Below are 26,491 nucleotides of genomic sequence, written 5' to 3'. Positions count from 1 at the left end.
TTTCATTTATATTGTAGTTCGGCTAGACTCTTTTTCAAGTGAACAATCCATCCATTGCTGAACAAACCTTCATTTCATCGTGGCTGAGCGGTGAGAGCAGAGGAAATGTTGCTAAATATCAAGTACGATGATGTAGAGCGGATCAGGTACACACGTTAAAATAAAGCTAGACTGAATTCACATCATGGTTGGAGGGTGGACCGTCATGAACAAGTTTATTGTAGATGAGGACCTTCAGGTGATATTGCATAATGAAGAAGATAGCACCAGCACTCCGATTAAGGGAGGCATTACCGCTCAGGATTTTGAAGTCATCTCCACTTATCAAAAGGGGTGGTTGACCTTCGCCTATCTCCGTGATCATCAGGGAATATGGTGGTTTAATGCCCGTAAGAACAAGGCGAGTTTGTTCAGCCAGGATACGGAAGCTTTCCGTGTGATTGATGAAGATTACTGCTGCGACTCTCAGTACGTCTATCTGGAGGATCAGGCCGTGCCTGACTCCGATCCGGAAGGCTTTCGGCTGTTGCCGGATACGCCCTACTTTGCGCAGGACCAACGTTATTTATATGTGAAGAGTAGCCAGCATTTTCATCTTTTTGAGGATATCGATACAAATGCTGTGATTGCTCATCACGATTATTGTACCGACAAAGACCACCTGTTCCATCTGTCCAGCTCTCTTCGCTATGCGAATGGGGACAAGGATGAGGTGAGAGAATGGTTGCGTGAGCATCATTCCGACGTACCTGGCTGGTGGAATGATCAATATGCACACAGTGCAGAGGGCGCTACGCAGATCACAGGGAATTGGGTTGAGACTGCGTCGTCTATTTTTTATAAAACAGAATGGGGCGTTACGGCTCATCGAGAAGCGAAGGGCGTATTTAACCTTGTTCGTGAAGTGGACAGGTCTACCTTTGAACCGCTGGATGAGCAGTTTGCACGTGACCGGGAACGTGTTTATTTTCAGTGGCGCACTGTAAAAGGAGCAGACCCGGATACGTTTCAGCCACTAGGTGGACCTTTTGGACGTGACCGCAATCATGTGTATTACAACGGATACCGTGTCGATGAGGCAGATGCTCGGGAGTTTGAAGTGTTTGCCGGGACAGAGCATCTCGGACTTTCCAAGGATCAGCACCATGTGTATCGTGCCGAGGTTGTTCGGACAAGTCAGCCTTTTGGTCATCCAGACGATGTGCTTCAGATGATCAAGGGGGCGGATGCATCGACATTTGAGTTAATAACACCTTCCGGGAGCTGGGCAGTGGATGCCGATCATATATATCTATGGGGTAAACCAAATAAACATATCGATCGTGCCAGCTTTACACATCTATTCGATGCCGATCCCCAGAGTTGGGCCACGGATCAGAATGGTCTATATAATGCCAATGGCAACCGTACGGTAAAGGGTGTCAATGGAAGTACATTTGTCATGCTGAATCCATATTGGGGCAAAGACGACCGTGTAGTGTTCAGCTTTGTGACGGGTGGGGTTTATAAGTCGGGAGATGCAGCGACGTTTCAAGTTACGGATGATACAGGGGGCGCCGAAGATGCGCTATTTAGGTATACGGTGGAAGGCGGTACAGTGCGGAAAAAGAAGAGGTAATGAAAAACAGGGATGGCAGACTTAGAAAAGAGTCCACTATCCCTGTTTGAATTTCTATTTATTTAACCGTGTTTACCAAACTATTTATGACCTTTGCGAACCTTGAGCTGCATCTTTTTGATCGTTGTATTCTGCATGAGCTCTAATACGAGTGGGCCTTTGCCGTTCAGAATCTCTACATCCGTCACATTATCCAGAATCGTAATGATCCCGATGTCGTCTGCAGTAACCCCTTCAAGCTTGGCGATGGTACCTACAAAGTCAACGGCGCGAAGTTTCTTCTTCTTGCCTCCGTTGAAGTTCAGCTTCATGATCTGTTGGTTCAGCTGTTCACGCTTGTCCTTTTTACGTTCAGGAACGATCTTCAATCGCTTCTCAAAATCTTCTCTGCGGCGATCTACAGCTTCCTCGGAAGGTGCTTTCACGACAGGGATTTCGAATCCAATATAGGATTCAATCTCCGCCAGACGTCTGCCATCTTTCGGTGTAATCAACGTAATGGCTTTACCTGTTTTGCCTGCGCGCCCCGTACGGCCTGTACGGTGAACATATCCCTCTTTTTCCAAAGGAATATCGTAGTTGATGACATGAGTAATATTTGTGATATCAATACCACGTGCAGCTACATCTGTCGCGATCAGATAACGGAATTGTCCCCGTCGGAATGCGTTCATTACTTCAATCCGCTCATCCTGCTCCATACCACCATGGATACGATCTGCTGGATAGTCAAGGTCAGCCATGACACGGAACAGTTTGTCCACATTTTCCTGCGTACGGCAGAACACAATGCAGCTATCCGGATTTTCCACAATGAACAAGTCCTGAAGCAGCGCGGTTTTGTTCACCTCTGGAACGTGAATCACGGCATGTTCGATGGTGGCTGTTGTCAGTCCACTTGCCTTGATCTCAATCTCCACCGTTTTGTTCATGTATTTGCGTGACAGCTTGGCTACATCTTCAGGGAACGTAGCGGAGAACAACATCGTTACTCGCTCCTGCGGCAGTTTCTGAATGATGGACTGTACCGTCTCAATAAAGCCCATATTCAACATCTCATCAGCCTCGTCAATAACGAGATAGGCGATCCGTTCGAGTGGCAGCGTGCCGCGTTCGATATGATCCAGTACCCGACCTGGTGTACCAACAGCCACGTGTGTTCTTTGTTTTAACTCTGCTTTTTGGATATGAAAAGGGGACTGTCCGTATAGTGCGGTTGCTTTAATACGCTTAAAGCGGCCGATATTCGTAATATCTTCGTTAACCTGCAAAGCCAGTTCCCGGGTTGGGGTAAGAATCAAAGCCTGTGGCTTATTCTCATTCCAATCCACAAGCTCACAGAGCGGAATGCCGTAGGCGGCTGTTTTACCACTGCCTGTCTGTGATTTGACCACAAGATCCTGATTCTCAAGTGCTACCGGAATAACTTTAGTTTGAACCTCGGTTGGTGTCTCATAGCCCAGACTGTCCAGTGCTTTTACGATCTCTTCACCAAGTCCATAATCTTTAAATTGTTGCTCGCTCATCGTTTACCTCTTTTGCGTTAGTTTTGAATACTCTACATACAAGCATTGCACCGTACATTTATCGTATACCTCTTCATTATACTCTATATGCAGGCAGGCTAACGGAGTAAATGCTTTAAGTGTGTAAATTGTTTTCATGATTTCTGATTTGAGGGAGCAACGTTTGTTGCTATTCGTATGTGTATCATAACGTTCCACGTGAAACGAAATGTATCGGTAGTTTGCTTGGTGTTAGTGAATGACCATTTTTACAGCCTTGGTTTGGGGAGGGTAAGATTGAGCAATAATTCCATTGACCCACACTTCTGCACTTCGACCAACCATTGTTTCATCCAAAGAGACGGCGACAATCTCTCCTCCAACGATGAGTTCGGCGTCCTTGCTGAGCGAGACCCAAATCGGTCCTGAATCAACACCGCCATCTTCTTTATTGTCGATGAGTACCTGACCTCTTTCTTCCTCAAAATCCGTAATAATTCCTCGTACATGTGGCTTCTCTTTCCCTTGTTCCTCGGATTGCTCTGCGCATCCGAGCGTTAGCAGAAGCAAGATCACTGGTAATAAGGATAACCTTCGTACAATGGACATTGGGGTGCTCACCTCGCATCCTTTTTAATCAATCTATAACTATGGACGTTACCTGAGAGGATGAAGTTCCTGTACATCAATAAAAAAACGAAAATCAGTCGATTCAGTCTGGTGCTAGAAATTGGAATATGTTAGCATATAGTTATCTTACTGAACGGAGGGATACGTGTGGTAAATTTTTTTCGATTGAGATAGTAGCGGAACGTTTGCTTGCGCTTGCTGTTTCACTGCCTGTGTGCAGATCATCGGGAGAAGTTTGCCTGTTTACACGTATGCCGTTATTTGTAGTGGACACTCTTGCATAAGAGTGGTTCTTTGATGTACCACTATGGGGATGCGCAAAAATAGGTATAGCCCTATTCCGAGATCGAAAGCACAGGCATGAATGTCTGTGTTTTTTATTTTTCCAAGGAAAAGGGGAGGTTTGGATATGACAAAGTCAAATGAACAAGTGGATTTCACACAGGATATATGGTTGCTGGCTGAACAAAATGGGCTTCAAATCCGCAAGGAATCAATGGAAATCAATGAGTCCGGGATGGACTTCCGTGTAGCCTTCGCCACTGATATAAGTGGACAAAAGTGGGTTCTGCGTCAGCCGCGGCGTGAAGACGTATGGGGGCGTGCCGAGAATGAACGTAGAGTACTGGACGTTGTCCGGGGGAGTGTTCCGGCACAGGTACCGGACTGGCGAATCTGCACGCCCGAACTTATCGCTTATCCACTATTGGATGGCGACCCGATTGCAGTGGTAGATCCTGCTGGCGCAGGATATGCGTGGCGTTTCCCGCAGGAGACCTTGTCTGACGAGTTCCTGGATTCACTGGCTGCTACACTTGCCGCATTGCACAACATTGATCCTGAGGAGGCGGCCAGGGGCGGAGTTCGGATCAAGACGCCTATGGAAGCTCGCAAAGAGTTTGCGGCAAATATAGAGGAGATTAAAAAGAATTTTACGGTACCGGACCAACTGGCGGAACGCTGGACGGTGTGGCTGTCTGTGGGTAGCTATTGGCCGAAGCACTCGACGTTTAATCACGGGGATCTGCACCCACCGCATATCATTGTCGATGATACACAGCGGGTAACCGGACTCATCGACTGGACGGAAGCGGAGATCGCTGATCCGGGTAAGGATTTTGTAATCCTTTATGGACTTTTCCAAGATGATGGACTACGCGATCTGCTGAAGCGATACGAGAAGGCAGGGGGAAGGACATGGCCTCAGATGTTTGAACATATTCGTGAACAATGGGCTGCTTACCCGGCACTGGTTGCCAAATTTGCTCTAACCACAGGGGAAGAGTCGACGATGGAAATGGCGAGAGGCATGCTGGCAAACTGGGATGTAAAGAGAGGTTGAGCATCGAAGGTATATAATTCGTTCACTCGCTACGGCACATACTATATTGTCGATGATGACTACGTACTTGCTGCCTATGAGGGTGAATCGGATGAATTACGTGACTTTACGGAACAAACGAATGGAATACAGCTGGATTCTTTTATAGATAAAATCAAGAACCTGCCACAAGGCTAAATGACTTTTTCCCATAGAGCAGTTACAGCGATAATCCTAACGGTTTGTTAACCTAGCAAAAGGCGATCCTCACCATGATATTCATGGGAGAATCGCCCTTTTTTCTTTTTCGTTAAGCGTGGTGCGTAACGATTGTATCTATTTCAAGATACTCACATATTTCCCGTATACAAATGCTACACGTCCATCCAACTTCACTTTTACCCAACCATACTTGTCTGTACTAATTACCTCAAGCAGGGTACCTTTCGGTACGGCAGCAACGACCTTGGCTTTGGATGAAGCGCCAGCGCGTACGTTCAGGTAAGCCGCAGTAACCTTGGCTTGTTTGCCTTTGATGACGGTATCCGGTTTACCAGTGCTTGGTGTTGATGGTTTAACAGGTTTCGACGTGCCTGGAGTCGGTGTTGGTTTTGGTACTGTTGGTGTCGTAGGCTCCTCAGGAGTAGTTTCTCCCTCGCCATTGCCTGCCGCTTTGCGAGCTTTGTTCAGCTGTTGATAGAACGCTCCCTTGGTTTTCACGCCTGCGAATTGTGCCGCACTCACATCTGCTTTGGCAGATAGCGTATCAATCTCTTCCTGAGTCACCGTATCCAAAATGTTAATGGAGGCAATGTTGGTGTACTTGCCATCTTCTGTTGTTGGCACAGACATGATGCCATCGTTAATTAACTCCACCACATCTGCACGCTCCGGTGCAGTCAGGTCTACGCCAGTGATTTTCCAGTTGTGTTGAATCTTCGGTTCGTAGACACCTTTCATGACATCTTTCAGATAGGCGATGGACAGGTTGCGAATTGTGCCTTGAATCTCACCAAATGCCGAAGCATCCTTGGAGGACCAGAGCTGCTTGAACTTGCGCCCTTCCATGGCTCCGCCTTTGGCAATCAGCGCTTCCATTCGATAGGCGTTCATGCCAAGTTTCAACGTATCGTCTTCTTTTACTGTCGTACCGTTGCTGTACTTGAGATTTGTAATCCGACTGCCGTATGGTTTGGTCAGGTCAATCTCATACGTTACGCCGCCGAAGAAATCATCGGTGCTGTATTTGGAAGCACGTCGTTTCGGATCAAAACTGATGGTCACATCACCCGGGCGTGTGGAGTTGAAGTACCCCGCAGACCACTCCATGTAATCCTTCAGATCACGTCCGGTTACTTCATATACGGTTACTTCACCAAAGGTGTATTGGTAGTTGAACGCAATATCCTTTTTCTTAATCGGGCCTATATCCAGCTTGGCCTTGTCGTTATCAATCTGGTGCGCGACCACATCGGCATCGCTGTAGTGCAACATCACTTCGGTGAAAAAGTCAGACAAAGGTGTTTCCTGGATCTGCACCGCAGGGATACCCTTAATCTCATCAGCAGGCACCAGGTTCGTTCCTTTCAGTTCAGCCACTTCAATATTGGCATCGGCACGAGCGAACTCGTGGAATGGGTGCAAAGTCTCTTCCAGCGCAGGATCGGAGACTTCATATGTTCCGTCGGCTGCTTTTACAGCGAGAGCTTGAGCTTCCTTGCTTTTCAGCACAATTTTGTCGCCGTCTTTTTCAAATGTCAGATCGATTCGTGAAATATGTGAGCCATATTTATTCGGTTCGGAGATCAATACGCCGTTAACCGTTTGGGATTCAATCAAGGTATGCATGTGTCCGGCAAAAATGGCAGCCAGCTCCGGGTTGGCGTTGGCGATATCCGTCACTCCGGTGCCCGGATTTCCGTTCTCGTTATCCAATCCCATATGCATGAGTCCAACCATGACATCGACTTTGCCTTTCAACTCAGCAATGGCCTTCTTGGTTTCTTCCACAGGATCTTTGACGATGATACCGTTCAGGTGATCCGTCCCTTTTTCAAACTCGGTAATCATAGGTGTGTTCATTCCAATGACACCCACTTTGATTCCGTCTTTCTCGATAATCGTATAGGCAGGCATGTAGCGGTCGCCGTTTTCTTTGAAAATGTTACCCACGAGAGGCTGTCCATTGAATTGGGAAGAGATCTTCTCCAGTACGTCCAGTCCAAAGTTAAACTCATGGTTACCCATAACCCATGCGTCATACTTCATCTCGTTCATTGCAACCATCATGGGAGATTGAGGTTGATCATTGAACAACTCAGCCGAGTTATCTTGAATCATGTCTCCTGCATCCAGCAGGATCGTGTTGGGATTCTCTGCACGGACTTTTTTCACAATCGTGTAGAGCTGTGTCATGCTACCAGTTGGATTTGGACCGTCCAGAGCATAGTCCCACGGCATGAATCGACCATGTATATCCGATGTACCCAGCAACGTGATCTTGGTTTCCTTGTCTGCCTCAGCAGCCTGAACCGGAGTGGAAGCAAAAGGGGCGAACAAAATGGAGGCACATAAGAGAAATGATAGGGGCCATCCGGCGAAACGTTTTGTTGAAATTTTGCGCATGTTGTAATCTCCCTTGTTATCTAGTGTATGTAAAGATATGTATCATTTTATACTAGATAAACATGTGGTGAATGTAAACTCCAATGTAAGAGGTTGTTCAAAAAGTCCGCTTTTGATTACGAATCATGCCTAGCGGCATCATCAGCATCGAAGTTGAAATTCAGCCGAAATGTCCGTTGCTCACGTAGTTTTCCCTACGCTCCGCTACTCCATTTCTAACTTCATTCCATCTTCTCGGTACTGAAAACCAAACTTTTTGAACTCGCACTGTAAGAGTTATGTTCGATTTAAGAGAGTGAATCTATGAATAGCTTCAGAAAAATAACTTAATTCTACTTTTTTACAATAAAATACTATAATTTGACAGGTGTTAAAAACCAAAATTATCCAGTAAAATGATGTTTGTAAGCGCTTAACAAAAAATGAGTACTAAGGAGGAAAATCATTGATTAAGTCTAAGTGGTTTAAAACAGTCGGCTCACTGGCATTGGTAGGGATTCTCGCTGCTTCTGTTGCGGTTGGTAGTGTGAGTGCTGGTTTGGCGAAAGGTAGCAAATTTCTGGGCAATATTATTGCCAACCAGGTTCCTTCGAATTTTAGCCCATATTGGAATCAGGTAACTCCGGAGAACTCTACCAAGTGGGATGCTGTTGAAGGCACACGCAACGTAATGAATTGGGGCCAGGCGGACATGGCCTACAACTATGCTAACAACAACGGATTCCCGTTCAAATTCCATACGCTCGTATGGGGAAATCAACAGCCAAATTGGATTAACAGTCTCTCAGCTGCAGATCAGAAGGCTGAAGTGACACAATGGATTAAAGCCGCAGGACAGCGGTATTCGAAGTCTGCCTTTGTTGATGTGGTAAATGAACCTCTGCATGCGAAACCATCCTATCGCAATGCCATTGGTGGAGATGGGGCAACGGGTTGGGATTGGGTTATCTGGTCATTCCAACAGGCGAGACAAGCCTTCCCTAACTCCAAATTGTTAATTAATGAATATGGTATTATCGGTGATCCCGCTAAAGCGGACCAATACATCCAGATTATCAACCTTTTGAAAAACAGAGGTCTAGTTGATGGTATTGGAATCCAAGCGCATTACTTCAATATGGACAACGTTTCTGTGAGCACGATGAACACGGTATTGAACAAGCTTGCAGCGACAGGGTTGCCAATCTATGTATCCGAGCTGGATATGACAGGTGACGACAATACACAATTGCAACGTTATCAGCAGAAATTCCCTGTGCTGTGGAAACACTCTGCTGTTAAAGGTGTGACGCTGTGGGGTTACAACCAAAATCAAACTTGGCAGGCAGGCTCCCACTTGGTCAATAGCAACGGTACAGAACGTCCGGCTATGCAATGGCTGAGAAATTACCTGGCGAACAATCCTTAAGCTTGCGTTTTGACAAGTCTGAGCATCTCTTGCAAATCCGGTAATCATATAACACCAAATAGCGCCTGTTCTACATGTTAAGCATGGGAATATGGCGCTATTTGTGTTAATGCTTTGTCTCAACAGTGTTAGGCAATTCATGGTGCAGGGAAGCATTTAATTTTAATCCAAACCAATACAAAAGCGATCAGTGCAAAGATCATTCCGCTCCAGATCAGTTGATGTATTCCCAGATTTGCGATGAACCAGCCGCCGATGGCAGTACCCAGGGTAATACCAAGGTTAGAAAAGGATACATACAAACTGTTGCCGAATTCAGGCGCATCCTGCGCTTCAGCGGTTAACCAGGTTTGGCTAACAATCAATCCTCCTGAATGCACGGATGCCCAGAGGATGACTACAATAACCATCCATATGAAGTGAGGACCGGCCCAATAGACGAGTGCGTAAGCTGCTACATACAGCAGGGGGAACATGAGGACAGTTCGGACCACGCTCTTACGCAGAAACTGTCCAAACCCCAAATTTCCGATAATCATGACGACACCAAAGACGGTCAGCATGACACTGATCCATGATCCGCTCATTTGAGTGACTTGCCCAAGATACTCGGCGAAATAGCTGTATACAGAGAACATGGCGGCGAATATAAAAATGACTGCGGCAACATTCAGCCATAACCCGGGTTTGCGCAGAATACCAAGCTGCTTACCATAGGACATCTTTTCCTTCACGGGCATTGAGGGTAACCAGATCCAAATTCCGATAAAGGCGACCACACTGACCATCGCTCCAAACAGAAAGGCGACTTCGAGAGATAGGCGTTCAGCAAGATACGATGTCAGCGGCACGCCAAAGGCAAAGCCCGCGGTAACTCCGGTGAATACTTTGGCGACGGCCTGGCTGCTTTTCTCTGCCGGAACGAGTTGGGCACTGGTGACCAGGGCTACGGAAAAGAAGACGGGATGGAATAACGCGGGAATGATACGGAAGATAAGCATGGTATCAAATGTTGTGGCGTAGGCATAGACGATGTTCGAAATGGCAAACATCAGCACAGCGGTTAAAAGGATGATTTTGCGATTAATTCCGGACGCCAGCAAGGTGAGAAAGGGACCCGCAATGGCTACGACCAGCGCAAATATACTGACCAGCCATCCTGCCTGTGCAGCCGAGATACCGAATTTATGCGCAACCTGAGGCAGTACCCCCACAATTCCCATTTCTGTTGTAATGATCCCGAATACACCGATTGCCAGAATCAGGATAAGGAGCGGGTTGACCTGTTGTGATTTCATGTAAAGCGTACCTCCAATTAATTTAAATATACAGAAAAGTAGATATAATATTCTAAAATGGGACTGCCTTTCCTCCTATAATATGATGGACATGAGAGTAAGTTCTCTGGATTACATTATATCTAGATTTATAGATTTGTAAATATAAAAGGTGAAACGTCATATCTTTAAGTCGTCTTCGGCTTGTGTTCTACAGGAGTAATCATGGTGACAGTAGGCATGGTCTGGTCCATGAAAAATAGCGCCGGCTCAAGGAATTCCTGAGCCCAACGCTATTGATGTCCGCGTTTTTAACGATGTGTTGGATTAGTTATTTCGGTTGAATAACCATGCTGTTGAAGGAATCAGCCTCCAGCTCAATATGAAGGGTCTGCCCTTCCTCGATGGTTAGATACAGGTCCCGACGGTCCTGGAATGGATTGTTGATGACAATCACGAGACTGTTATCCGGGTTGCGGAAAGCAACGGATTTCCCGCTCCACGCGCCTGACAGACCGACTCTTCGAGCACCAGGAACAATATGATGAGCGAAGTGTTTCATCACATAATACTCGGGGTTCCGAGTAACCTCCTTATTGTCCGGATCTACGGTGATCATGGAGTTTTGCTCCCAGCCCCATGTGCTGCGGCCTTTGGGTTCCAGAACCATGTTCCAGTAGATGTACGCGTTCACTCCGTTGCTGAAGTAATGCTGGTAGAGATTATATACATATTTGGCATAGTTCCATGAGTTGTTGCCATCGCCGCATTCGTTCTCGGTCTGCATATAACGCAACTCCGGATAACTTGCCGAGGTACGTTGAATGGCATTTTTACCAGCCCATTGATACCCAACACCCTTGATATAGGAATAGGCCTTTGGATCACTCAGGACAAGCCCGGCGTACTCATCGAAGTCATTTGTTTTTTTCTTGATTAATTCTTCCCATGGATCAGGGGCGTTGATCGTCCCCAGCCAGATTTCGGTATCCAGACCGTGTTTGTCAAAAGCCGGGCCCAGATAATCAGCGATAAACTCACGAAGCTGCTCACCTGTCCACATGCAAGAAGGGAATTTCTGATCTGCAATCACTTCGTTCTGTACATGCACCTGATGGATGGTAATGCCTGCTTCACGGTAGGCCTGTACAAATTTTACGAAATACAGGGCGTAGGCTTCCAGAATAGCTTTCTCCCAACGAAGCGTGCCATAGTTATAGGCTTTCGGCGATTTCATCCACGTTGGCGGACTCCATGGGGAGGCGAAGAATTGCAGGTTCGGGTTATAACTTAGAGCTTCCTTAATGTAAGGAATCAGATATTTGAAATCACGTTCGATTGAAAAATGTTCCATGGCCACGTCTCCGTCCACCTCGTTGTGGCTGTACCACTGCTCTGCATAGTCACTTGCGCCGATCGGCAGGCGACAGATGTTAAACTTGTTCTCACCTTCCGGATGGAAGAGGGAATGAAATACCTCATGGCGCTGCTCCTCATTCAAGTGGGATAGAGCAATATAACCAAGCTCGTTGAAACATCCGCCAAACCCTTCTACAAGCTGGTGTTGCTCACCCGTCAGTTTTAAGTTAGCGCTTTCATTAGTCAGCACAAAAGATAGCTCTCTCCACGGGTTGTCTTGGGTTGTGGAATAACCAGTGAGCATGAATGTCATGTGAATTTCCTCCTCGATTGAACCTCAGTTGTCATATATATATTACGTTCAGTATAACAACTCCCACGGCAAAAGAAGATATGCTAAACCGTGTGAAATTTACCCTAATCCAAGATAAAGCATTACGAGTTCGTATCCGCACAGACAGATCGTATGCTGCAATTTGCTTGTGATCGGCGATGTCCATATACCATTATCCAATGTCATTACGCAACTGTCATAACACAACAAAAATCCCCGCTGATTGTTCAGACGGGGACTTTCGCTATGTTTTTCTTAAGGCTGTGCACTCTCACCAAGCTGTTTATTTTCAAAAATCAGAATCGTTTTGCTGCTTCCGATGTAACCAACAGAGGTATTGAATTGCTCTGAAATGAATCGTACCGGTACAAAAGCTTTACCATTTTTCATCAGAAGAGGAGCATCATTGATCGCAAGCGTATCATTCACGACAACTTGTTTGTTACCCACGCTCCAACGGATGGTCTTATCATTCTGTGTGATCACAGCTTCGCGCGTACCGCTGTTCCAGTTCACACGGGCATTTAACTGCTCCGAGACAAAACGCAGAGGCACATAGGTCCGCCCTTCATCGATAAAAGGTGCAGCATCCAGTGCGTAAGCACGATCCCCGACATAGGCAGTGGTGGACCCTTCAATCAGACGTTGGAAGCTGCCTTGCGGCGTTCGTTTCTGCTCACGCACATTCATCCGATTCAGTAGCTGCATCGTATGACTGCCACTCACAACATCCAGATAGTTGTTCTGTACCGTGAGTCCGGCAGGCTCAACCTCTGAGACAGACGTCTGAATACCGGAGGATAACGAGGTTGACGCCGAGATATCCTGTATAGCATTTGTCGCTGACTGATCACGGGTAAACGTAAAACCTGCGATCGGTGTCAGATCCCACACCCGGTTGTTGGATAATTTTAATACGTCCAGGCTGGAAAGCTGCCGTAAAGGTTCCAGATCATAGATCTGATTGGACTCTGCATTCAGCTCCGTCAGCCCAGTCAGTCCCTCAAGCCCCTTGAGGTGCTGTACTTGGTTACCAGAGATATCAAGTGTCCGAAGACGTGTCATGTGCTCCAGTGGTGTCAGATCCGTAATTTGGTTGCCTGCCACATTCAGATTCCGCAGTGTATTAGGCAATTCAGCCAGTACGTCCAGCGTCTGAATCTGGTTGTTTGCTACATTGAGTTGTTGGAGCCGTGTTTTACCCATGAGCGGTGTCAGATCGTTAATCGTATTGTTCGAGATCTCAAGCCACTTCAGTGCATCCGCATCTGAGAGGGCCGCAAGACTGGCAATCTGGTTACCGCTGGCGTGGAACGTATGTAATCGGTTGAACCCACGTACAACCTCTATGGAAGAAATGGAATTGTTGCTGATGTACAGCCGTCCCAAGTCTTTTAATTCAGTAAGTGCGTCTATGGATGTAATGTAATTGTTGCGAACATCGATCTCGCGAAGCTGGGTTAGGTGCTCCAGCGGTGTGAGATCCTCAATCTCATTCCCATATAATCGGAGGTGTGTCAGGTTGGTTGCATATTCGAGACCGGTCAGGCTGTGAATACCTGCATTGCTTAGATCTACCACCTCAAGCTGCTCCAGATCCGTTGAAGTTAATGGTACATCCAGAGGTTTGTTCAGGATTAACTTCAGTCCGTCCTCCAAAGCGGGATCTTCAATGATTCCCTCGCCCAAGTCCGTAGTTGTGTAAGCCATGGCTTGCCCCGATGCCCCGAGACTCAGGATGAATACTAGAAATAGTAGCGTCATTCTTCTCATTGCATGCATTCCCTCCGATTCCGATGATATAAAAATATAAAATACTCCGAACAGTAGTAATCGTAGGGTTGTTCTGTCAATCGGAGTGCTATGTGTAAATCAATCTGTTTAATTTTTGCAGGTTCGGCTAAAAGCACATCTATAGTTATTAACCCGTCAACAGGAAAAAGGAACAAGAAATTTCGTAAGTGGTATTCCTATACTTCTATTCTATATGAAACAAACCCTGATCTGCACTCTTCAGAGACATGTTTATCAAAAAAAATAGAACATCTCCCGCCGACCCTATTCAATCCACCCTTGAAACGGGTAAAGATGAAGTAAAGATGCCATTTTGGAGGGGAAGATGTGAGTATGCGCCAAGCCATGATCATTAGTAATCCATCGTCAGGTAAGGAAGAGGCCGAGCAGTATGTGTCCCAAGTCAGAGAAATTCTGGAGTCACAGCAGTATGAGGTGGTTGTTAATGAGACGGCCGGGGAAGGTGATGCCACCAACTACTGCCTTAGCGCCTGCAAAGACGGCTGTGATCTGGTCATCTCCATCGGAGGCGACGGTACACTACATGAGACGATTAACGGCATGATGGATCAGGATCATCGTCCCCGATTAGGCGTTATACCGCTAGGTACGGTGAATGATTTTGCACGTGCGCTGAATATTTCGCTTGACCCGGAAGAAGCCATTAGGCAGTTACGTTCGGATCAGACCCATATCGTGGATTTGGGGAAAATCAATGATCGCCTGTTTGCCAACGTTGTGGCTGCAGGTTCTTTGGCAGAAGCTCTGTTCTCCGTATCCTCGGAAGAGAAGTCGAAGTTGGGTTCATTCGCATATCTCAAAGAAGGCTTGAAAGACCTGGTGAATACACCAGCCAATCATCTAACCATCGAATATGACGGACAGATCTGGGAGGGGGAATCGCCACTTTTTTTGGCGGCGCTGACCAACTCCGTCGGAGGATTTGAGAAGTTGTCCCCGGATGCTGAGGTGGACGATGGTCTGATACATTGTTTTGTTGTTCGTAATATCAGTGTGTTTAACAGTCTGACCCTTGGCACTTCCCTTTTCTTTGGTAGTCTGAAAGACCATAAGGACGTGGACTATTTTACAGCGAAAGAAGTTCATGTTCGCTCAGACGAAGCCATTCGCACCAATGTAGATGGGGAAGAAGGTCCTGCCCTGCCGATTCATATCCGTGTCCTGCCAAGGCATATTGAGGTCATTGTACCGGAAGAAGTATAGTATATTCTTTTGGATCTATAGGCTGGAATGAAGAACCTATCATTTCTCCATATGAAAGTAGGATAAATCTATTGAAACCGATTGCAGATATATGTCACAATCAAAGGTAAGATACACGATAATATTCGAATATGGAGGGAAAACATCTTGAGAACCATTAAATTGGGCAGCAGTGCACTAGAAGTACCTGTAGTCGCGGTGGGCTGCATGCGGATTAATTCACTAGACGGTAAGGAAGCCGAACATTTTGTTCGTTCTGCAATGGAGGTTGGCGCAAATTTCTTTGACCATGCCGACATTTATGGTACAGGAACATGTGAGGAGATCTTCGCCGAAGCGGTACAGATGAATCCCCAAGTTCGTGAAAATATGATTCTTCAATCCAAATGCGGGATTCGCAAAGGCATGTTTGATTTCTCCAAAGAACACATCCTGAACTCAGTCGATGGCATCCTGCAACGTCTGAAAACGGAATATCTTGACGTTCTGCTGTTGCACCGTCCTGATGCATTGGTTGAGCCGGAGGAAGTGGCTGAAGCCTTTGATCAACTGGAGCGCGAAGGTAAAGTGCGTCACTTCGGGGTATCGAACCAGAATCCGAACCAGATCGAATTATTGAAAAAATACGTGAAACAGCCACTGGTAGCCAACCAGTTGCAGATGAGTATTACCAATACGACGATGATTGACAGTGGCATCAACGTGAACATGGAGAACGATGCCGCGGTTAATCGTGACGGTAGCATTCTTGATTACTGTCGTCTGCATGATATCACCATTCAGCCGTGGTCCCCGTTCCAGTACGGATTCTTTGAAGGTGTATTCCTGGGTAGTGACAAGTTCCCGGAATTGAATGCAAAGATTGACGAGATTGCTGCGAAGTATGACGTGAGCAATACAACGATTGCAATCGCATGGTTGCTTCGTCACCCTGCGCAGATGCAACCTGTGACAGGCACGATGAATATCGAACGTCTGCAAGACTGTGTAAAAGCAGGAGATGTTCATCTTACGCGTCCAGAGTGGTATGAAATTTACCGTGCGGCAGGCAATATACTGCCTTAAATCCAAGTTATAGTGAGCATGATGACTGCTGAGTCAGTTGAGAACACGAGCCCGTAGATGGCTCGTGTTTTTTGTCTATTTTCAGGTTTGATGTCAGGCGCGTTTCCGATATAAAATAAGGATAGAGATTTGTGGCTTAATTAAAGGATTAAAATGTAATTAATACAAATTAGTTGAAATTATTATATTGACCGATACTTTCTAATTACATATAATTACTTTTGCATACCGATAATCCCGTTTATGTTTTTTATTTTGGAGGGTGGTGTTCGTTTGGAGTCGACAACCACGATACGCGATCACTTGGAAAGTTATCTGAAGCGTGAACAGATGTCCATTAGTCATTTTTCGGAAACGTCAGGGATTAATTCGGGTACGCTCAGCAATATTTTGAATAAAAATCGGCCTATTGCCATGCAGCAGTTGGATCGCATCACTTCCGCCATGAGACTGGAAGAAGGTTACTTCTATGAGTTATACATAGACGAGTGTTTTGTACACGCGACCCCGGACTGGCGAAGACTGGGACCCTTCCTTCATCGCTGTGCCGAGTTGGACAAGTTGGACTGTATTGAAGAGGTTATTCGTCTGATGATGGATAATCTATCCTATATTCCTTTGTTATTTGATGTGGCTGAAGAATTCTACCAAGCGGGTAAATTCAAACCGGCCATTCTTCTATATGAAAACATTGCTGAAAGCGAGAAAATGCAACATTCCGAGCGGCTGGCACTCTGTCAGTATCGACTGTTCCGGTTGGGACTGACTAATGATCAGCAGCGGAATCTGATTATCGCAGCTCGGTTCGAATATTATGTGGATCGGCTGGATGAGCGCTATCAATTGGATGCGCTTAACGAACTAATTAATGCATTTGGAGCGTTGCATAGATGGAACAAGGTTCAGGAGTTATCTGAAAAATTGAAAATAAAAGCGTCCATCCATTACGAGATGAATGGCCGAAGGAAACAAGAAGAGACAAAAAGACCAATTGTCTTCTATATTCTGTACTCCGATCTAGCTGCAGGAAGTGCCTGTTATCATTTGAAAGACTACACTGGAGCACTAAAATATGTTTCTTTATATTCGGATAATCGCTGGGTGAGGAACCCGGATACAGATGAAATCGTCGTTATGAATCAGTTTCAGGAATGGGCTGAAGCGAATCGATATATATATCATTTAATGGGCGGTCATTTTGAGGTGTTACCTGATTATCTGGCGTATATCTCCACGAAGGAAAATGAGATATTCCCAGCGCTGTGTGATATTGTAACAGCGGCTAATCGCTATGATAAGGATATTGATCATGTTCTCAAACAGTATGAATCCTATTTCACTTATCAGGAACAGAGTAACCGAATTGGCAAAGTGAGCAGACAGGTTACGGATGATCGATATTTACGACTTTTAGCAGACTTGGGTGCATATTATTTAAAGAAGGACGAGTTTCATTTAGGGATAGAATTTGTTCTGGATAGTTTAAAATTTTCTATTGAAATTAGTAGTGGACGAGGTATGCTTAGAGGTGTCGGACTGTTTGAGCAATACCGGGAATTTGCATCTGAGACGGCGAAACAGCAATACAAAATGATAATTAGTGAGGTGCAGAAACTCAATGAAGAGAAAGTTGGCTTTGCTGATAGCTACCTGTAGTATCGTTGTATTCATCGTAGCCCCTGCTACGGAACCTGTCCCAGGCAAGGAAATCCCGAACCCCGAAATTATGAGACCCGCTGATCATGGATTTGGAACGTAATAAAAGTAAAGAACGCTTCTGATTTATTCAGAAGCGTTCTTTTTGTGTATCAAAGTGGAAGAATAAGTATGTCGTATCTCACATGCGCTTATGATTGGCATAATACACTAAAATATGACAAAAAGGAGGGATACTATGGATTGCCTGGATTTGATATCACGGATCGAAGATGCCAGACAGTTGTTATATCGCATGCATATGGAATACGGCAGTCTGCTTCATCCGGAAGTGATCCAGCAATCCGTAGTCCTGGACGGGCTTATTAATCAATACAACAGAGCCAAGGTAGGAAAGGCAATGAATTAAGTTCGCCTATTTACATTTGCGTCTTTGTATACTATAGTTAGTTACATGAGTAACTAACCGACTAACTGACTAATGAATACGTATGAAAGTTGGAAGCACATGAAATCGACTTTGGATGAATCTCAGCCTATTTTTCATCAGATTGCCACGATGATTATGGACGATATTGTGGAGGGCAGATTGAAGGTGGAAGAACAGGTTCCCTCAACCAATGAACTGTCACGCTTCTACAATATCAATCCGGCTACAGCCCGCAAAGGGCTGCAGGAACTCGTGGACAAGGGGATTATATACAAACAGCGAGGTGTTGGAATGTTTGTTGCAAAGGGAGCAAGAGAAGCATTGCTCGTTGAACGGAAGCAAGATTTTTATGAAGAATACATCAAGCCTTTACTTGAAGAAGCCAGACGGATTCACATGAATGAAGACATGATCATTGATCTGATTCGCGGCAAGAAGGATAAGGAGAGTGAGTTATGATTCATATGGAGCAGGTCAACTACAGCTACCAGAAGACGCCCGTTCTGAACCAGGTTACGCTACATGAGAGTGAGCCAATCATTAGTGCAATCTGGGGAAGAAATGGAGCGGGTAAAACAACCATGATGAGTTTACTGGCAGGGCATAACCGCCCTGACAGTGGAACCGTTCAGATCATGGGTCAAGACCCCTATAATAATCTGGCTGCCCAAGAGCATCTGTGCTACATCCAGGAGAATCATCCCCTGGGGAAAAACTGGACGGTTAGTGACATGGTTCAAATGGGGCAATATTTTCATCCGCAGTGGAATCAGGATTTGGCGGAGCGTTTAATGGATGTGTTCGAACTACCGGCGAAGAAAAAGATCATTAAATTTTCGAAAGGCATGAAGACTGCCACCCAGATTATATTAGGTCTTGCCAGTAATGCAAAGATAACCATTCTGGATGAACCCACCAATGGGCTCGATGCTGAGAAGCGTAAATTCTTCTATAATGCGTTACTGGAAAGTTATGAAGATAACCCGCGTCTGATTCTGATATCCAGCCATCATATTGAGGAGATTCAGCCTTTATGTGAGTCCCTTATCGTTTTGCAAGCCGGAGAGGTGTTGTTAAATCAACCGATGGAAGAGATGCGCGAAAAAGGAGTTCTTCTAACAGGGAGAATTGATGATATCAACCAAGTCACAGCAGATGTTAAAGTTATCGAATCTTCCCAGATGGGATCGACTGTAAAAGTGATGATTGATGAGCCCTACTCGAAAATGTGGAAGGATATCGCTCATTCGCAGGGTCTTTCCATTGAGAAAGCGACATTACAAGATTATTTGGTTAACAGGACCCGTAATCAAGAGGGGGTTAAACCATGAACGCAGTAAAAGGTACGAATCGACTGATTCGCGATGATATGCGTTTGTATCTGGGTATATTTTCATCCATCGCTCTAATGCTCACCGTTGTATATCTGGCCATTGGCTTCATATTTGATGTCTCGTATACCACGCAACTGTTTGGTCCCATGTACGGAGGGATATGTACGTTTGCAATCGGGGGAATTATTACACTGTTTCCTGTTGCGATTGGTATGGGTAGTACGCGAATTCAATTCATGAAATCCTTCTATATGAACTCGGTATGGATGGTTGCAGGTACCATGGTCATTCTGCATGTGGCATATTTCCTCATACACCTGCTTCAGGAAAAAGGAATTGTTGACGTAACCCTTTATCAACCAGGCATGTTGTATTCAAGCGAATATCATTTCTTATCCTACCTGTGGATCGATCTGATGTGCGGTTTTCTCGTACTGGGAATCTCTGTCTTCCCAACGGTTTGTTGGATGCGATTGGGGATGCGCGACTTTTTCATTATGTTCTTTGGGGTTGGCTTGGTCATTACGCTGGTCATTACATTGGGCGATCTTGGTGAGTTTATGTTGTGGATTGCTAGGATTGATCGCATGACATTGTTCACCGTTCTGGGGTGTATTGGTGGTGCGCTACTTCTATCTACGTACCCGATGATGAAGAATGCGCCGCTTACCATGAAATCCAAAAAAGACTGACAGGAAACAGTTATAAAGGAATCTATATAAGTTGAACTAATCATTTACACGATAACGGAGAGGACAGAAAAAACCTGAAAAAGCGAAGCGTGCGCCTTTATCACCGGATTTTCCCATGAGAAAGGGGATCGAAAAAATCTGGGGATAACAGCGATTGGAAGGTTGTTCTGTCATCGTAGTGTCAGTGTAAATAATCTTTAGTTCAACTTATATAGGCAAGGAATCTAAGCGAAACTTCCTGTAATCTGAAAAACACGAGTGCGAACACGCCTCGTGTTTTTTGTATCATCCTAAATCACTGAATATACCTATCCAACAATCTTTGTACGCAATTCAAAATGAAGGTGTATCCCTTAAGCCTGAGCCTGCGGTTTGAATCCTTCGTCTTTGAGGTACTCGCCGGCTTCGCTACGCGTTTCAAAAGCCATATCCAGATTAACACCGGAATACACATACCACATGTCATCTTCGTATTTTAAAGTCAGCGTATGTCCATCTTCATCAACCCATGTTCCGCCACCCGTAGAGGTTGTAGACAAGGCAGGAGCAACAGCTTTTACTTGTTCTGGCTCTTCGAATTCAACTGCGTTGGGATTGTGAGACATCGCTTGGATCGTTTCATCTAACAATGTGCGCAGATCTGCTTCGGAGTAATCACGAATATTGACGAATCCTTTAGCATCGGTCTCATAGTCAGGCAGCAGCCCTGCATAGATATAACCGTTACCGTTAGGGTGAATATGGAGAGCAACAATTTTTTTATCATACGCACTATCCTCGTAGTGGAAATTAACACGACCGAGAGAAACATCTTTGCGTTGCAGTTGGGGATACGATTGTAGCACTTCAAGCTTTTGTTCCACGTTAAGCATAATTGCCTCCTAGTTAGTGTTCAATAGGGGTGATTATAACATAGGTAATCACTTATGACGATTCGGAACTATTCATCAAAATGCTTCGTCCTAGTTCTTTCAGGTGTTCCATAACTTGCAGATAGGGATATGGCCCATAGCTTACACGTGCTACACCCAGTGCGGCAAGCTGTTTTGGTGAAGGCTCAGGAGACGTAACCATAATGTTAATTGGCAGCGATGAACGCTCACACAATTCCTGAATCAGTTGGTGATCCTGCAAACCGGGTACAAACAGACCACTGGCTCCTGCATCTGCATATTGGCTCGAACGTATAAGTGCTTCCTCCAGGAGGGAGTGGTTATGGTGTTCAGGTGCATGTTGCAGAAAAATATCTGTGCGGGCGTTAATGAACAACGGTATGCCTGCCTGCTCCGCAGCTTCCCGGGCGGCGGACAGTCTCGTGCACTGCTCCTCCACAGAGTACAATCCCAAGCCAGTGGGAAGTTGGTCTTCAATGTTGACTCCTACAGCACCATGATCGATGACTTGCAGGATATTTTGCTTCACTTCTGACACCAACCTCCCATACCCTCCCTCTATATCGATCGTTACAGGTAGATCCACGCTCGCTGTAATCCGTGCCAGATTGGCAAGTACCAGATGGAATGGCATGGCTTCCCCATCTTGCTCACCATGGGCCGCAGCAACGGACCAGCTTCCGGTTGCGATGGCCGTTGCTCCAGCGGATTGAATGGCTTGCGCACTTCCGGCATCCCACACATTAACGAGAACAAGTGGTTTTCCTTTCACATGGTATTGTTGGAACAACGCTGCTTTTTCTTCTAAGGTACTCATATTATGTTGACTCTCCTTTGTTATATCATGCATTCCTTTGGACATTTGATGCGTACTTCATTACTTCATTCTGTTTTTCAGCTACCGTTTTTTTGTTTCTCGTGAGTCAAAAGCCAGTTTTTGCGAGTTAATCCCCCGCCGTATCCACCCAGTTCCCCACTGGCATTAATTACACGGTGACATGGAATCACAATCGCAAGCTGATTGGCCCCATTCGCCTGTGCCACAGCTCGGCAAGCAGTCGGTTTTCCCAGTGCATTTGCAATCTCTTGATATGACCTCGTTTCACCAGCCGGAATGGCCAGCAACTCGTCCCACACACGCTTTTGAAATGGTGTTCCTAAACAGAACAACGGTGTGTCGAATGCTGTCCGAATACCTTGAAAGTACTCGTTTAGTTCACGCTCAATGGACTGGATGGGAGCTGTAGTGCCGGGCACAATCGCTGATTTGGTTCGTTTGCGCAGACGCTCAACTTCGCGTTCCAGACCTCTGCGGTCCACAAATTCCAGTAAATATAGCGACTCCTCATCAGCAATGGCCATCATCGGGCCGAGGCGGGTGTCAATCCAGGACGCTTTTAGGATATGTCCTTCATCGACTTGTGTAGGGGCGGCACCCATGATCCGTGAAAAGGCATCGCGGAAGCCGCTGCTTGACTCATATCCGGTAGATAATTGGCTATCGATCACGGTGCGACCGGAGCGAATATTTTTTAGTGCAAGTCCCATGCGGCGGGCACGGGCATATTCGACAAAGGTCATGCCGAACCGCTTCTTGAACTGTCGGCGCGCCGTGGATTCATCGATGGAGAGTTCCTTGAAATCCTGTCCTTTCCAGCGTTTCTCCGGATTGTTCTCCACAGCTTCCACTAATATGCGAACGACATCGGATACTTGGTTGGGGTGAGAGAGCGGGCGACAGCGCTGGCAAGGGCGATAAGAGGCCAGAAGTGCCTGCTGAGCCGTCTCATAGAATTCGCAGTTTTCGAATTTTGGCTTTCGCGCAGGGCATGTGGGACGACAGAACACACCCGTGGTTCGGACTCCAACATAGAATAAACCCTCGTATTCCGAATCCTTGGCCACAAGTGCCTCGTAATATTGTTCCTTCAGATCAGCAGAAATCATGGGGGCACGTCCTTACTCATTAGAATCTTTATCTATAACCTATTATAGAAAAACGTTGCAGCAAGCATCGCCGAAAATCAGGCATGAATATTGGATAGATTAAATTGGATATCACATTGAAATTCGGTTGTTCAGAATTTGTTTAGAGTGAACTGGTAGTATAGACCTATCAGTGTAGGGTTACTTAGGCAAAGATACCTATATAGTGAAAAATATAATTATTGATCATTCATTGTTATAGGAAAAATACATAGGTAAACATGAAATTAAAGATTAGCGGAACGAAAGTTTGGAGGTCGACTAGAATGAGATATTCCACGTACAAAAGTATTTATGAATCCGTTTATACCAAAACGTCCGAGTCCCGCATCATGAATGTTAAAGATCAACTCATGCAGCGTGTGAAGACGCCAACCTGGCTAATGAAGATCGTCACTATAACTCTAATTATAATCATAGGGTGTAGTGCTGTATTCACTGCATTTGCCGGGGATGAGCAATTGTTGTCGGGGGACCAGATCGTTGTATCTCAGGGAGATACACTGTGGGGCATTTCATTGGTACATAAACCTCAGCAGATGGACACTCGTGTGTATGTAGAAGCTATCAAGAAAGTGAACAAAATCGAGCATAACGCCATCCAGATTGGACAAGTGTTGGTCTTGCCTGGGTTTGATCGATAAAATAATACGTGTATGAAGTCATGAACAGAGCTCTTTCTTTATTCATTGAGATGCAGTTACATACTGAATTTATTAATCATTTACATATAATGGAGCTTCATGTGGGACGATATGGTGTAGTGATTAATAAGTGGTGTATCCGATCTATGTGCTGTAGATGAATGAAGGGAGAATGAGATGATGAACATGAATATAAAGAAATCTGCACTTTGCATGTCTGTGCTCTGTATTTCGCTATTAGTTAGTGCCTGTGGCGCCAAGAATAATAATGAATCGGTTCAGGAGCACGCCTATCCGCAATCGAAGCAACCCGTAGAGGAAGCTGGAGAAAACTCTGTTCCGAATGCGGATGCGAAGAATAACAATAGCCAAGGCAGTGCCAGTGGTGAAGAGGGCAAGCCTACGGCTCAATCGGAATCCACTGAACCGTCTGAGCAGATTGATATCGTCATTGACCAGTCGGAGAAACCGAGCGAGGGTAACAGTTTTGATTTTGGAATCAAGCAGGTTCCGAAGGGCTATACACTAACGGAGATGCGATGGACGTCTAACACGGTGACGATTGTGAATTCACTACAGGAAGCCATTGAACATGGTGGAAATGGAGAAGATGGCTTTTACTTTAGCGGCAATGGACAATTCTCCGGCTTTATCTATTCGGATGAGATGAAGGGCGAGCGGGGCAAAGCGACATTTGTCTTCACGAATGATGAGGGGAACGAAATCATGTCCGAGAAAGAAATTACGTTGAAGTAGCAGGCACATCATGAAGGCTCAGTCTGGAGCCTGTTGAACAGGAAAAGCAGCCACTTGGGCTGCTTTTTTTGACATACATAATTACAAGATCGCCGATCTGTCTGTTGCTACATCTATAAAGATTGAACTGAAGATTTACACGAGAACGTAGAGGACAGAAATAACCAGAAGAAGCGGAGCGTTAGCCTTTATCCCCTGATTTTCACCTTTATAAAAGTGAAAAAATCGGGGGATAACAGCGATCTGAAGGTTGTTCTGTCATCGGAGTAGCAAGTGTAAAAATTACTTTTTAGTTCAATTTAATTTATATAGTTGCTACATAAAGTCAAAGAAATAACGGACCACGTGGAACATAACCGGCGAGGTATAGGTCAGGCTGTCGACCCGGCTCAGGTAGCTTTTTTTGAGTGAATCGAACTTGTTGTCATCTCCAATTAACAGATCTCGCTTCAGTACAGACACCGTCAGACTGCCGAAGAATCCGGCCAGACTGATCAACACCCCGATGAACAGCGAGAATTTCCAATCAAATGGCGTCAGGTAGGGATGGATGAAATAAGACGTTGCTGTCGTCACAATGAACGCACACGCGAACCCTTCCCAGGTGACAAAAGGATTGGCGGTAGGCACCACTTTTCGTTTGCCCAGATAAAGAGAGACCAGATAATGCACCACATCATTAAGCTGTGTTAACACGACCAAGAACAGCACCAGCTTGGAGCCGTACTCCGGTGTGGCGAAAGGGAAATAGGCCAGGTGGCTCAGTCCAAACACCATCAGCATTAGTCCCCATTGTGTGGAGCTGACACTGCGCAGGAACCCGACCGTACCTTTGTTAATTAGGCGTGGCAAGGGCAGCACCAGGAACACATATAGTGGAATAAACACGATAAACATGCCATACCATCCAATGTAGATCCAGTAGAACTGAACCGGAATCGCCAGATACGCCCACAGGAACAGCCTGCGGTCGGCTTTACGTGTACTGCGAATCATGGAGAAGTATTCTTTGAGTGAGAAGAATGCAAGCACCATGAGGGAGATCAGGGACACGATGGGGTTAAAAAGGGTAGCGAGGCAGAATATCACAAACATACCCCACCAGGTTTTGATTTTTTGGCCGATGCCTGAATAGTCTTTGCTTGGCTGAAGCTTCGCAATAATTTTGTACACGATATGTATCACAAGTAAAGCTGTGAAGATTAACGTTAGTGTAAAGAGTGAACTGCTCACGTACCGATCACCTGCTTATTCAAAGTAAGATTCCATTATAGGGTACCTATGTTATTATGAAGGAATAGTGCCAACTTGATAAGGGGAAATTTTGTTATGACAGATGAACGCTCCATCTATATCCTGCTTACGAATACAGGAACGCTGTTTACCAAGGTTATTCAGAGTTATACTCGAGCGCCATATAATCACGCATCGATCTCATTTGACAGAGAATTATCCGAGCTGTACAGCTTCGGTCGCAAACATCCGAGTAATCCGCTGAATGGCGGGTTTGTGAAGGAAGATATTCAGACAGGTACATACAGCAAGTATCCCAATACGACATGTGTCATATATGAGCTTAAGGTGACGGATCGTGAAGTGGAAAAGATGAAACGTGTGCTGCACATCTTCATCCGCAGCCGTCAGAAATATATGTACAATCTGCTCGGCGTGATTGGCATTACGCTCAAGGAACCGGTGGAGTTCAGCAACTCCTACTTCTGCTCCCAATTTGTAGCCGAGATTCTACAGCGTTCGGGAATCAAATTGTGGAATAAGCTGCCGGCGCTGGTGACACCGGATGATTTTCGCCAGAGTGAACGATTGCAACTGGTTTATGAAGGAAAGCTACGCGAGTATACGCTGGGGAATGCAGAGCAAGAGTAGGGTAGTGCGTATGCTGATGCTTGCCAAGCAAATCCAATCATGAAATAGCCTGCTGC

At 45.6% G+C, this 26,491-nt stretch carries 23 protein-coding genes; 13 read left to right on the top strand and 10 right to left on the bottom strand.

Going from position 1 to position 26,491, the window contains the following annotated elements:
* Positions 1-205: 205 nt before the first annotated feature.
* Positions 206-1,618, top strand: coding sequence for a DKNYY domain-containing protein (locus tag QNO02_RS29555; protein ID WP_289390709.1), 1,413 nt, complete (start codon positions 206-208; stop codon positions 1,616-1,618).
* A gap of 80 nt (positions 1,619-1,698) precedes the next feature.
* Here the strand turns inward: QNO02_RS29555 and QNO02_RS29550 are convergent, their stop codons facing one another.
* Positions 1,699-3,144, bottom strand: a complete 1,446-nt coding sequence (locus QNO02_RS29550; RefSeq protein WP_289390708.1) for a DEAD/DEAH box helicase — start codon at positions 3,142-3,144, stop codon at positions 1,699-1,701.
* A gap of 231 nt (positions 3,145-3,375) precedes the next feature.
* Positions 3,376-3,732 (bottom strand): hypothetical protein, encoded by a 357-nt coding sequence (locus QNO02_RS29545; RefSeq protein ID WP_091035462.1) that lies wholly within the window; start codon positions 3,730-3,732, stop codon positions 3,376-3,378.
* Positions 3,733-4,162: 430 nt separating this feature from the next.
* Here QNO02_RS29545 and QNO02_RS29540 point away from each other — a divergent pair, with 430 nt between their 5' ends.
* Positions 4,163-5,095 carry a macrolide 2'-phosphotransferase gene (locus QNO02_RS29540; RefSeq protein WP_091035466.1) on the top strand — a complete coding sequence of 311 codons (933 nt, stop codon included), beginning with the start codon at positions 4,163-4,165 and terminating at the stop codon, positions 5,093-5,095.
* 315 nt (positions 5,096-5,410) lie between these two features.
* Here the strand turns inward: QNO02_RS29540 and QNO02_RS29535 are convergent, their stop codons facing one another.
* Positions 5,411-7,699 carry a 5'-nucleotidase C-terminal domain-containing protein gene (locus QNO02_RS29535; RefSeq protein ID WP_289390707.1) on the bottom strand — a complete coding sequence of 763 codons (2,289 nt, stop codon included), beginning with the start codon at positions 7,697-7,699 and terminating at the stop codon, positions 5,411-5,413.
* Positions 7,700-8,144: 445 nt separating this feature from the next.
* On the opposite strand from QNO02_RS29535, the gene QNO02_RS29530 reads away from it, so the two are divergent.
* Positions 8,145-9,107, top strand: coding sequence for an endo-1,4-beta-xylanase (locus QNO02_RS29530; RefSeq protein WP_133386336.1), 963 nt, complete (start codon positions 8,145-8,147; stop codon positions 9,105-9,107).
* A 137-nt stretch (positions 9,108-9,244) separates the two neighbouring features.
* Here QNO02_RS29530 and QNO02_RS29525 read toward each other — a convergent pair whose 3' ends face one another.
* The 3 genes from QNO02_RS29525 to QNO02_RS29515 all read right to left on the bottom strand — a co-directional run bounded on the left by QNO02_RS29525 (position 9,245) and on the right by QNO02_RS29515 (position 13,850).
* Positions 9,245-10,405, bottom strand: coding sequence for an MFS transporter (locus QNO02_RS29525; RefSeq protein ID WP_289390706.1), 1,161 nt, complete (start codon positions 10,403-10,405; stop codon positions 9,245-9,247).
* 310 nt (positions 10,406-10,715) lie between these two features.
* Positions 10,716-12,047 carry a glycoside hydrolase family 30 protein gene (locus tag QNO02_RS29520; RefSeq protein ID WP_502921892.1) on the bottom strand — a complete coding sequence of 444 codons (1,332 nt, stop codon included), beginning with the start codon at positions 12,045-12,047 and terminating at the stop codon, positions 10,716-10,718.
* A gap of 285 nt (positions 12,048-12,332) precedes the next feature.
* On the bottom strand, positions 12,333-13,850 hold the full coding sequence (locus QNO02_RS29515; protein ID WP_289390704.1) for a leucine-rich repeat domain-containing protein: 1,518 nt from the start codon (positions 13,848-13,850) through the stop codon (positions 12,333-12,335).
* A gap of 354 nt (positions 13,851-14,204) precedes the next feature.
* On the opposite strand from QNO02_RS29515, the gene QNO02_RS29510 reads away from it, so the two are divergent.
* From QNO02_RS29510 to QNO02_RS29480, 7 genes are all read left to right on the top strand, one after another.
* A complete protein-coding gene (locus QNO02_RS29510) occupies positions 14,205-15,095 on the top strand; it encodes a diacylglycerol/lipid kinase family protein (protein ID WP_289392925.1) in 891 nt (296 codons plus the stop codon).
* 147 nt (positions 15,096-15,242) lie between these two features.
* Positions 15,243-16,160: an aldo/keto reductase gene (locus QNO02_RS29505; protein ID WP_076213731.1), complete on the top strand. Its 918-nt coding sequence runs from the start codon at positions 15,243-15,245 to the stop codon at positions 16,158-16,160.
* Between the two features lie 273 nt (positions 16,161-16,433).
* Positions 16,434-17,816 carry a transcriptional regulator gene (locus QNO02_RS29500; protein ID WP_289390703.1) on the top strand — a complete coding sequence of 461 codons (1,383 nt, stop codon included), beginning with the start codon at positions 16,434-16,436 and terminating at the stop codon, positions 17,814-17,816.
* A 238-nt stretch (positions 17,817-18,054) separates the two neighbouring features.
* Entirely contained in the window at positions 18,055-18,225 is a 171-nt protein-coding gene (locus tag QNO02_RS29495) for an aspartyl-phosphate phosphatase Spo0E family protein (protein WP_289390702.1), read from the top strand.
* A 99-nt stretch (positions 18,226-18,324) separates the two neighbouring features.
* The gene (locus QNO02_RS29490) at positions 18,325-18,705 is read left to right on the top strand and encodes a GntR family transcriptional regulator (protein ID WP_036611682.1); all 381 of its coding nucleotides are present in this window, start codon (positions 18,325-18,327) and stop codon (positions 18,703-18,705) included.
* Entirely contained in the window at positions 18,702-19,577 is an 876-nt protein-coding gene (locus QNO02_RS29485; RefSeq protein ID WP_133386331.1) for an ATP-binding cassette domain-containing protein, read from the top strand. Before QNO02_RS29490 ends, QNO02_RS29485 begins: the two co-directional genes overlap by 4 nt.
* Positions 19,574-20,272, top strand: coding sequence for a hypothetical protein (locus tag QNO02_RS29480; RefSeq protein ID WP_289390701.1), 699 nt, complete (start codon positions 19,574-19,576; stop codon positions 20,270-20,272). Before QNO02_RS29485 ends, QNO02_RS29480 begins: the two co-directional genes overlap by 4 nt.
* A gap of 353 nt (positions 20,273-20,625) precedes the next feature.
* Here the strand turns inward: QNO02_RS29480 and QNO02_RS29475 are convergent, their stop codons facing one another.
* The 3 genes from QNO02_RS29475 to QNO02_RS29465 form a co-directional block, all read right to left on the bottom strand.
* On the bottom strand, positions 20,626-21,144 hold the full coding sequence (locus QNO02_RS29475) for a hypothetical protein (protein WP_133386329.1): 519 nt from the start codon (positions 21,142-21,144) through the stop codon (positions 20,626-20,628).
* 52 nt (positions 21,145-21,196) lie between these two features.
* Positions 21,197-21,982 (bottom strand): isocitrate lyase/PEP mutase family protein, encoded by a 786-nt coding sequence (locus QNO02_RS29470; protein ID WP_133386328.1) that lies wholly within the window; start codon positions 21,980-21,982, stop codon positions 21,197-21,199.
* 77 nt (positions 21,983-22,059) lie between these two features.
* Positions 22,060-23,112, bottom strand: a complete 1,053-nt coding sequence (locus QNO02_RS29465) for a bifunctional transcriptional activator/DNA repair enzyme AdaA (protein ID WP_289390700.1) — start codon at positions 23,110-23,112, stop codon at positions 22,060-22,062.
* A 305-nt stretch (positions 23,113-23,417) separates the two neighbouring features.
* Between QNO02_RS29465 and QNO02_RS29460 the strand changes: the two genes are divergently transcribed.
* Positions 23,418-23,795 carry a LysM peptidoglycan-binding domain-containing protein gene (locus QNO02_RS29460; protein WP_289390699.1) on the top strand — a complete coding sequence of 126 codons (378 nt, stop codon included), beginning with the start codon at positions 23,418-23,420 and terminating at the stop codon, positions 23,793-23,795.
* Between the two features lie 186 nt (positions 23,796-23,981).
* Positions 23,982-24,551, top strand: coding sequence for a hypothetical protein (locus tag QNO02_RS29455; RefSeq protein ID WP_289390698.1), 570 nt, complete (start codon positions 23,982-23,984; stop codon positions 24,549-24,551).
* Between the two features lie 315 nt (positions 24,552-24,866).
* Here the strand turns inward: QNO02_RS29455 and QNO02_RS29450 are convergent, their stop codons facing one another.
* Entirely contained in the window at positions 24,867-25,784 is a 918-nt protein-coding gene (locus tag QNO02_RS29450) for a phosphatidate cytidylyltransferase (protein WP_076213755.1), read from the bottom strand.
* Between the two features lie 96 nt (positions 25,785-25,880).
* Here QNO02_RS29450 and QNO02_RS29445 point away from each other — a divergent pair, with 96 nt between their 5' ends.
* Complete coding sequence (locus tag QNO02_RS29445) at positions 25,881-26,435, top strand: hypothetical protein (protein WP_289390697.1); 555 nt, start codon at positions 25,881-25,883, stop codon at positions 26,433-26,435.
* The last annotated feature ends 56 nt before the right edge of the window (positions 26,436-26,491 follow it).

Source organism: Paenibacillus sp. PK1-4R, assembly GCF_030369595.1.
GTDB lineage: Bacteria > Bacillota > Bacilli > Paenibacillales > Paenibacillaceae > Paenibacillus.
Note: the sequence above shows the minus strand (reverse complement) of the source record. Positions and strands in the feature narration are given on the sequence as shown.

Coding starts and splice junctions, on each gene's coding strand:
- QNO02_RS29555 (WP_289390709.1), top strand. CDS start 206: ATGAACAAGTTTATTGTAGATGAGGACCTTCAGGTGATATTGCATAAT.
- QNO02_RS29550 (WP_289390708.1), bottom strand. CDS start 3,144: ATGAGCGAGCAACAATTTAAAGATTATGGACTTGGTGAAGAGATCGTA.
- QNO02_RS29545 (WP_091035462.1), bottom strand. CDS start 3,732: ATGTCCATTGTACGAAGGTTATCCTTATTACCAGTGATCTTGCTTCTG.
- QNO02_RS29540 (WP_091035466.1), top strand. CDS start 4,163: ATGACAAAGTCAAATGAACAAGTGGATTTCACACAGGATATATGGTTG.
- QNO02_RS29535 (WP_289390707.1), bottom strand. CDS start 7,699: ATGCGCAAAATTTCAACAAAACGTTTCGCCGGATGGCCCCTATCATTT.
- QNO02_RS29525 (WP_289390706.1), bottom strand. CDS start 10,405: ATGAAATCACAACAGGTCAACCCGCTCCTTATCCTGATTCTGGCAATC.
- QNO02_RS29520 (WP_502921892.1), bottom strand. CDS start 12,047: ATGCTCACTGGTTATTCCACAACCCAAGACAACCCGTGGAGAGAGCTA.
- QNO02_RS29515 (WP_289390704.1), bottom strand. CDS start 13,850: ATGAGAAGAATGACGCTACTATTTCTAGTATTCATCCTGAGTCTCGGG.
- QNO02_RS29510 (WP_289392925.1), top strand. CDS start 14,205: ATGCGCCAAGCCATGATCATTAGTAATCCATCGTCAGGTAAGGAAGAG.
- QNO02_RS29495 (WP_289390702.1), top strand. CDS start 18,055: ATGGATTGCCTGGATTTGATATCACGGATCGAAGATGCCAGACAGTTG.
- QNO02_RS29490 (WP_036611682.1), top strand. CDS start 18,325: ATGAAATCGACTTTGGATGAATCTCAGCCTATTTTTCATCAGATTGCC.
- QNO02_RS29485 (WP_133386331.1), top strand. CDS start 18,702: ATGATTCATATGGAGCAGGTCAACTACAGCTACCAGAAGACGCCCGTT.
- QNO02_RS29480 (WP_289390701.1), top strand. CDS start 19,574: ATGAACGCAGTAAAAGGTACGAATCGACTGATTCGCGATGATATGCGT.
- QNO02_RS29475 (WP_133386329.1), bottom strand. CDS start 21,144: ATGCTTAACGTGGAACAAAAGCTTGAAGTGCTACAATCGTATCCCCAA.
- QNO02_RS29470 (WP_133386328.1), bottom strand. CDS start 21,982: ATGAGTACCTTAGAAGAAAAAGCAGCGTTGTTCCAACAATACCATGTG.
- QNO02_RS29465 (WP_289390700.1), bottom strand. CDS start 23,112: ATGATTTCTGCTGATCTGAAGGAACAATATTACGAGGCACTTGTGGCC.
- QNO02_RS29460 (WP_289390699.1), top strand. CDS start 23,418: ATGAGATATTCCACGTACAAAAGTATTTATGAATCCGTTTATACCAAA.
- QNO02_RS29455 (WP_289390698.1), top strand. CDS start 23,982: ATGAATATAAAGAAATCTGCACTTTGCATGTCTGTGCTCTGTATTTCG.
- QNO02_RS29445 (WP_289390697.1), top strand. CDS start 25,881: ATGACAGATGAACGCTCCATCTATATCCTGCTTACGAATACAGGAACG.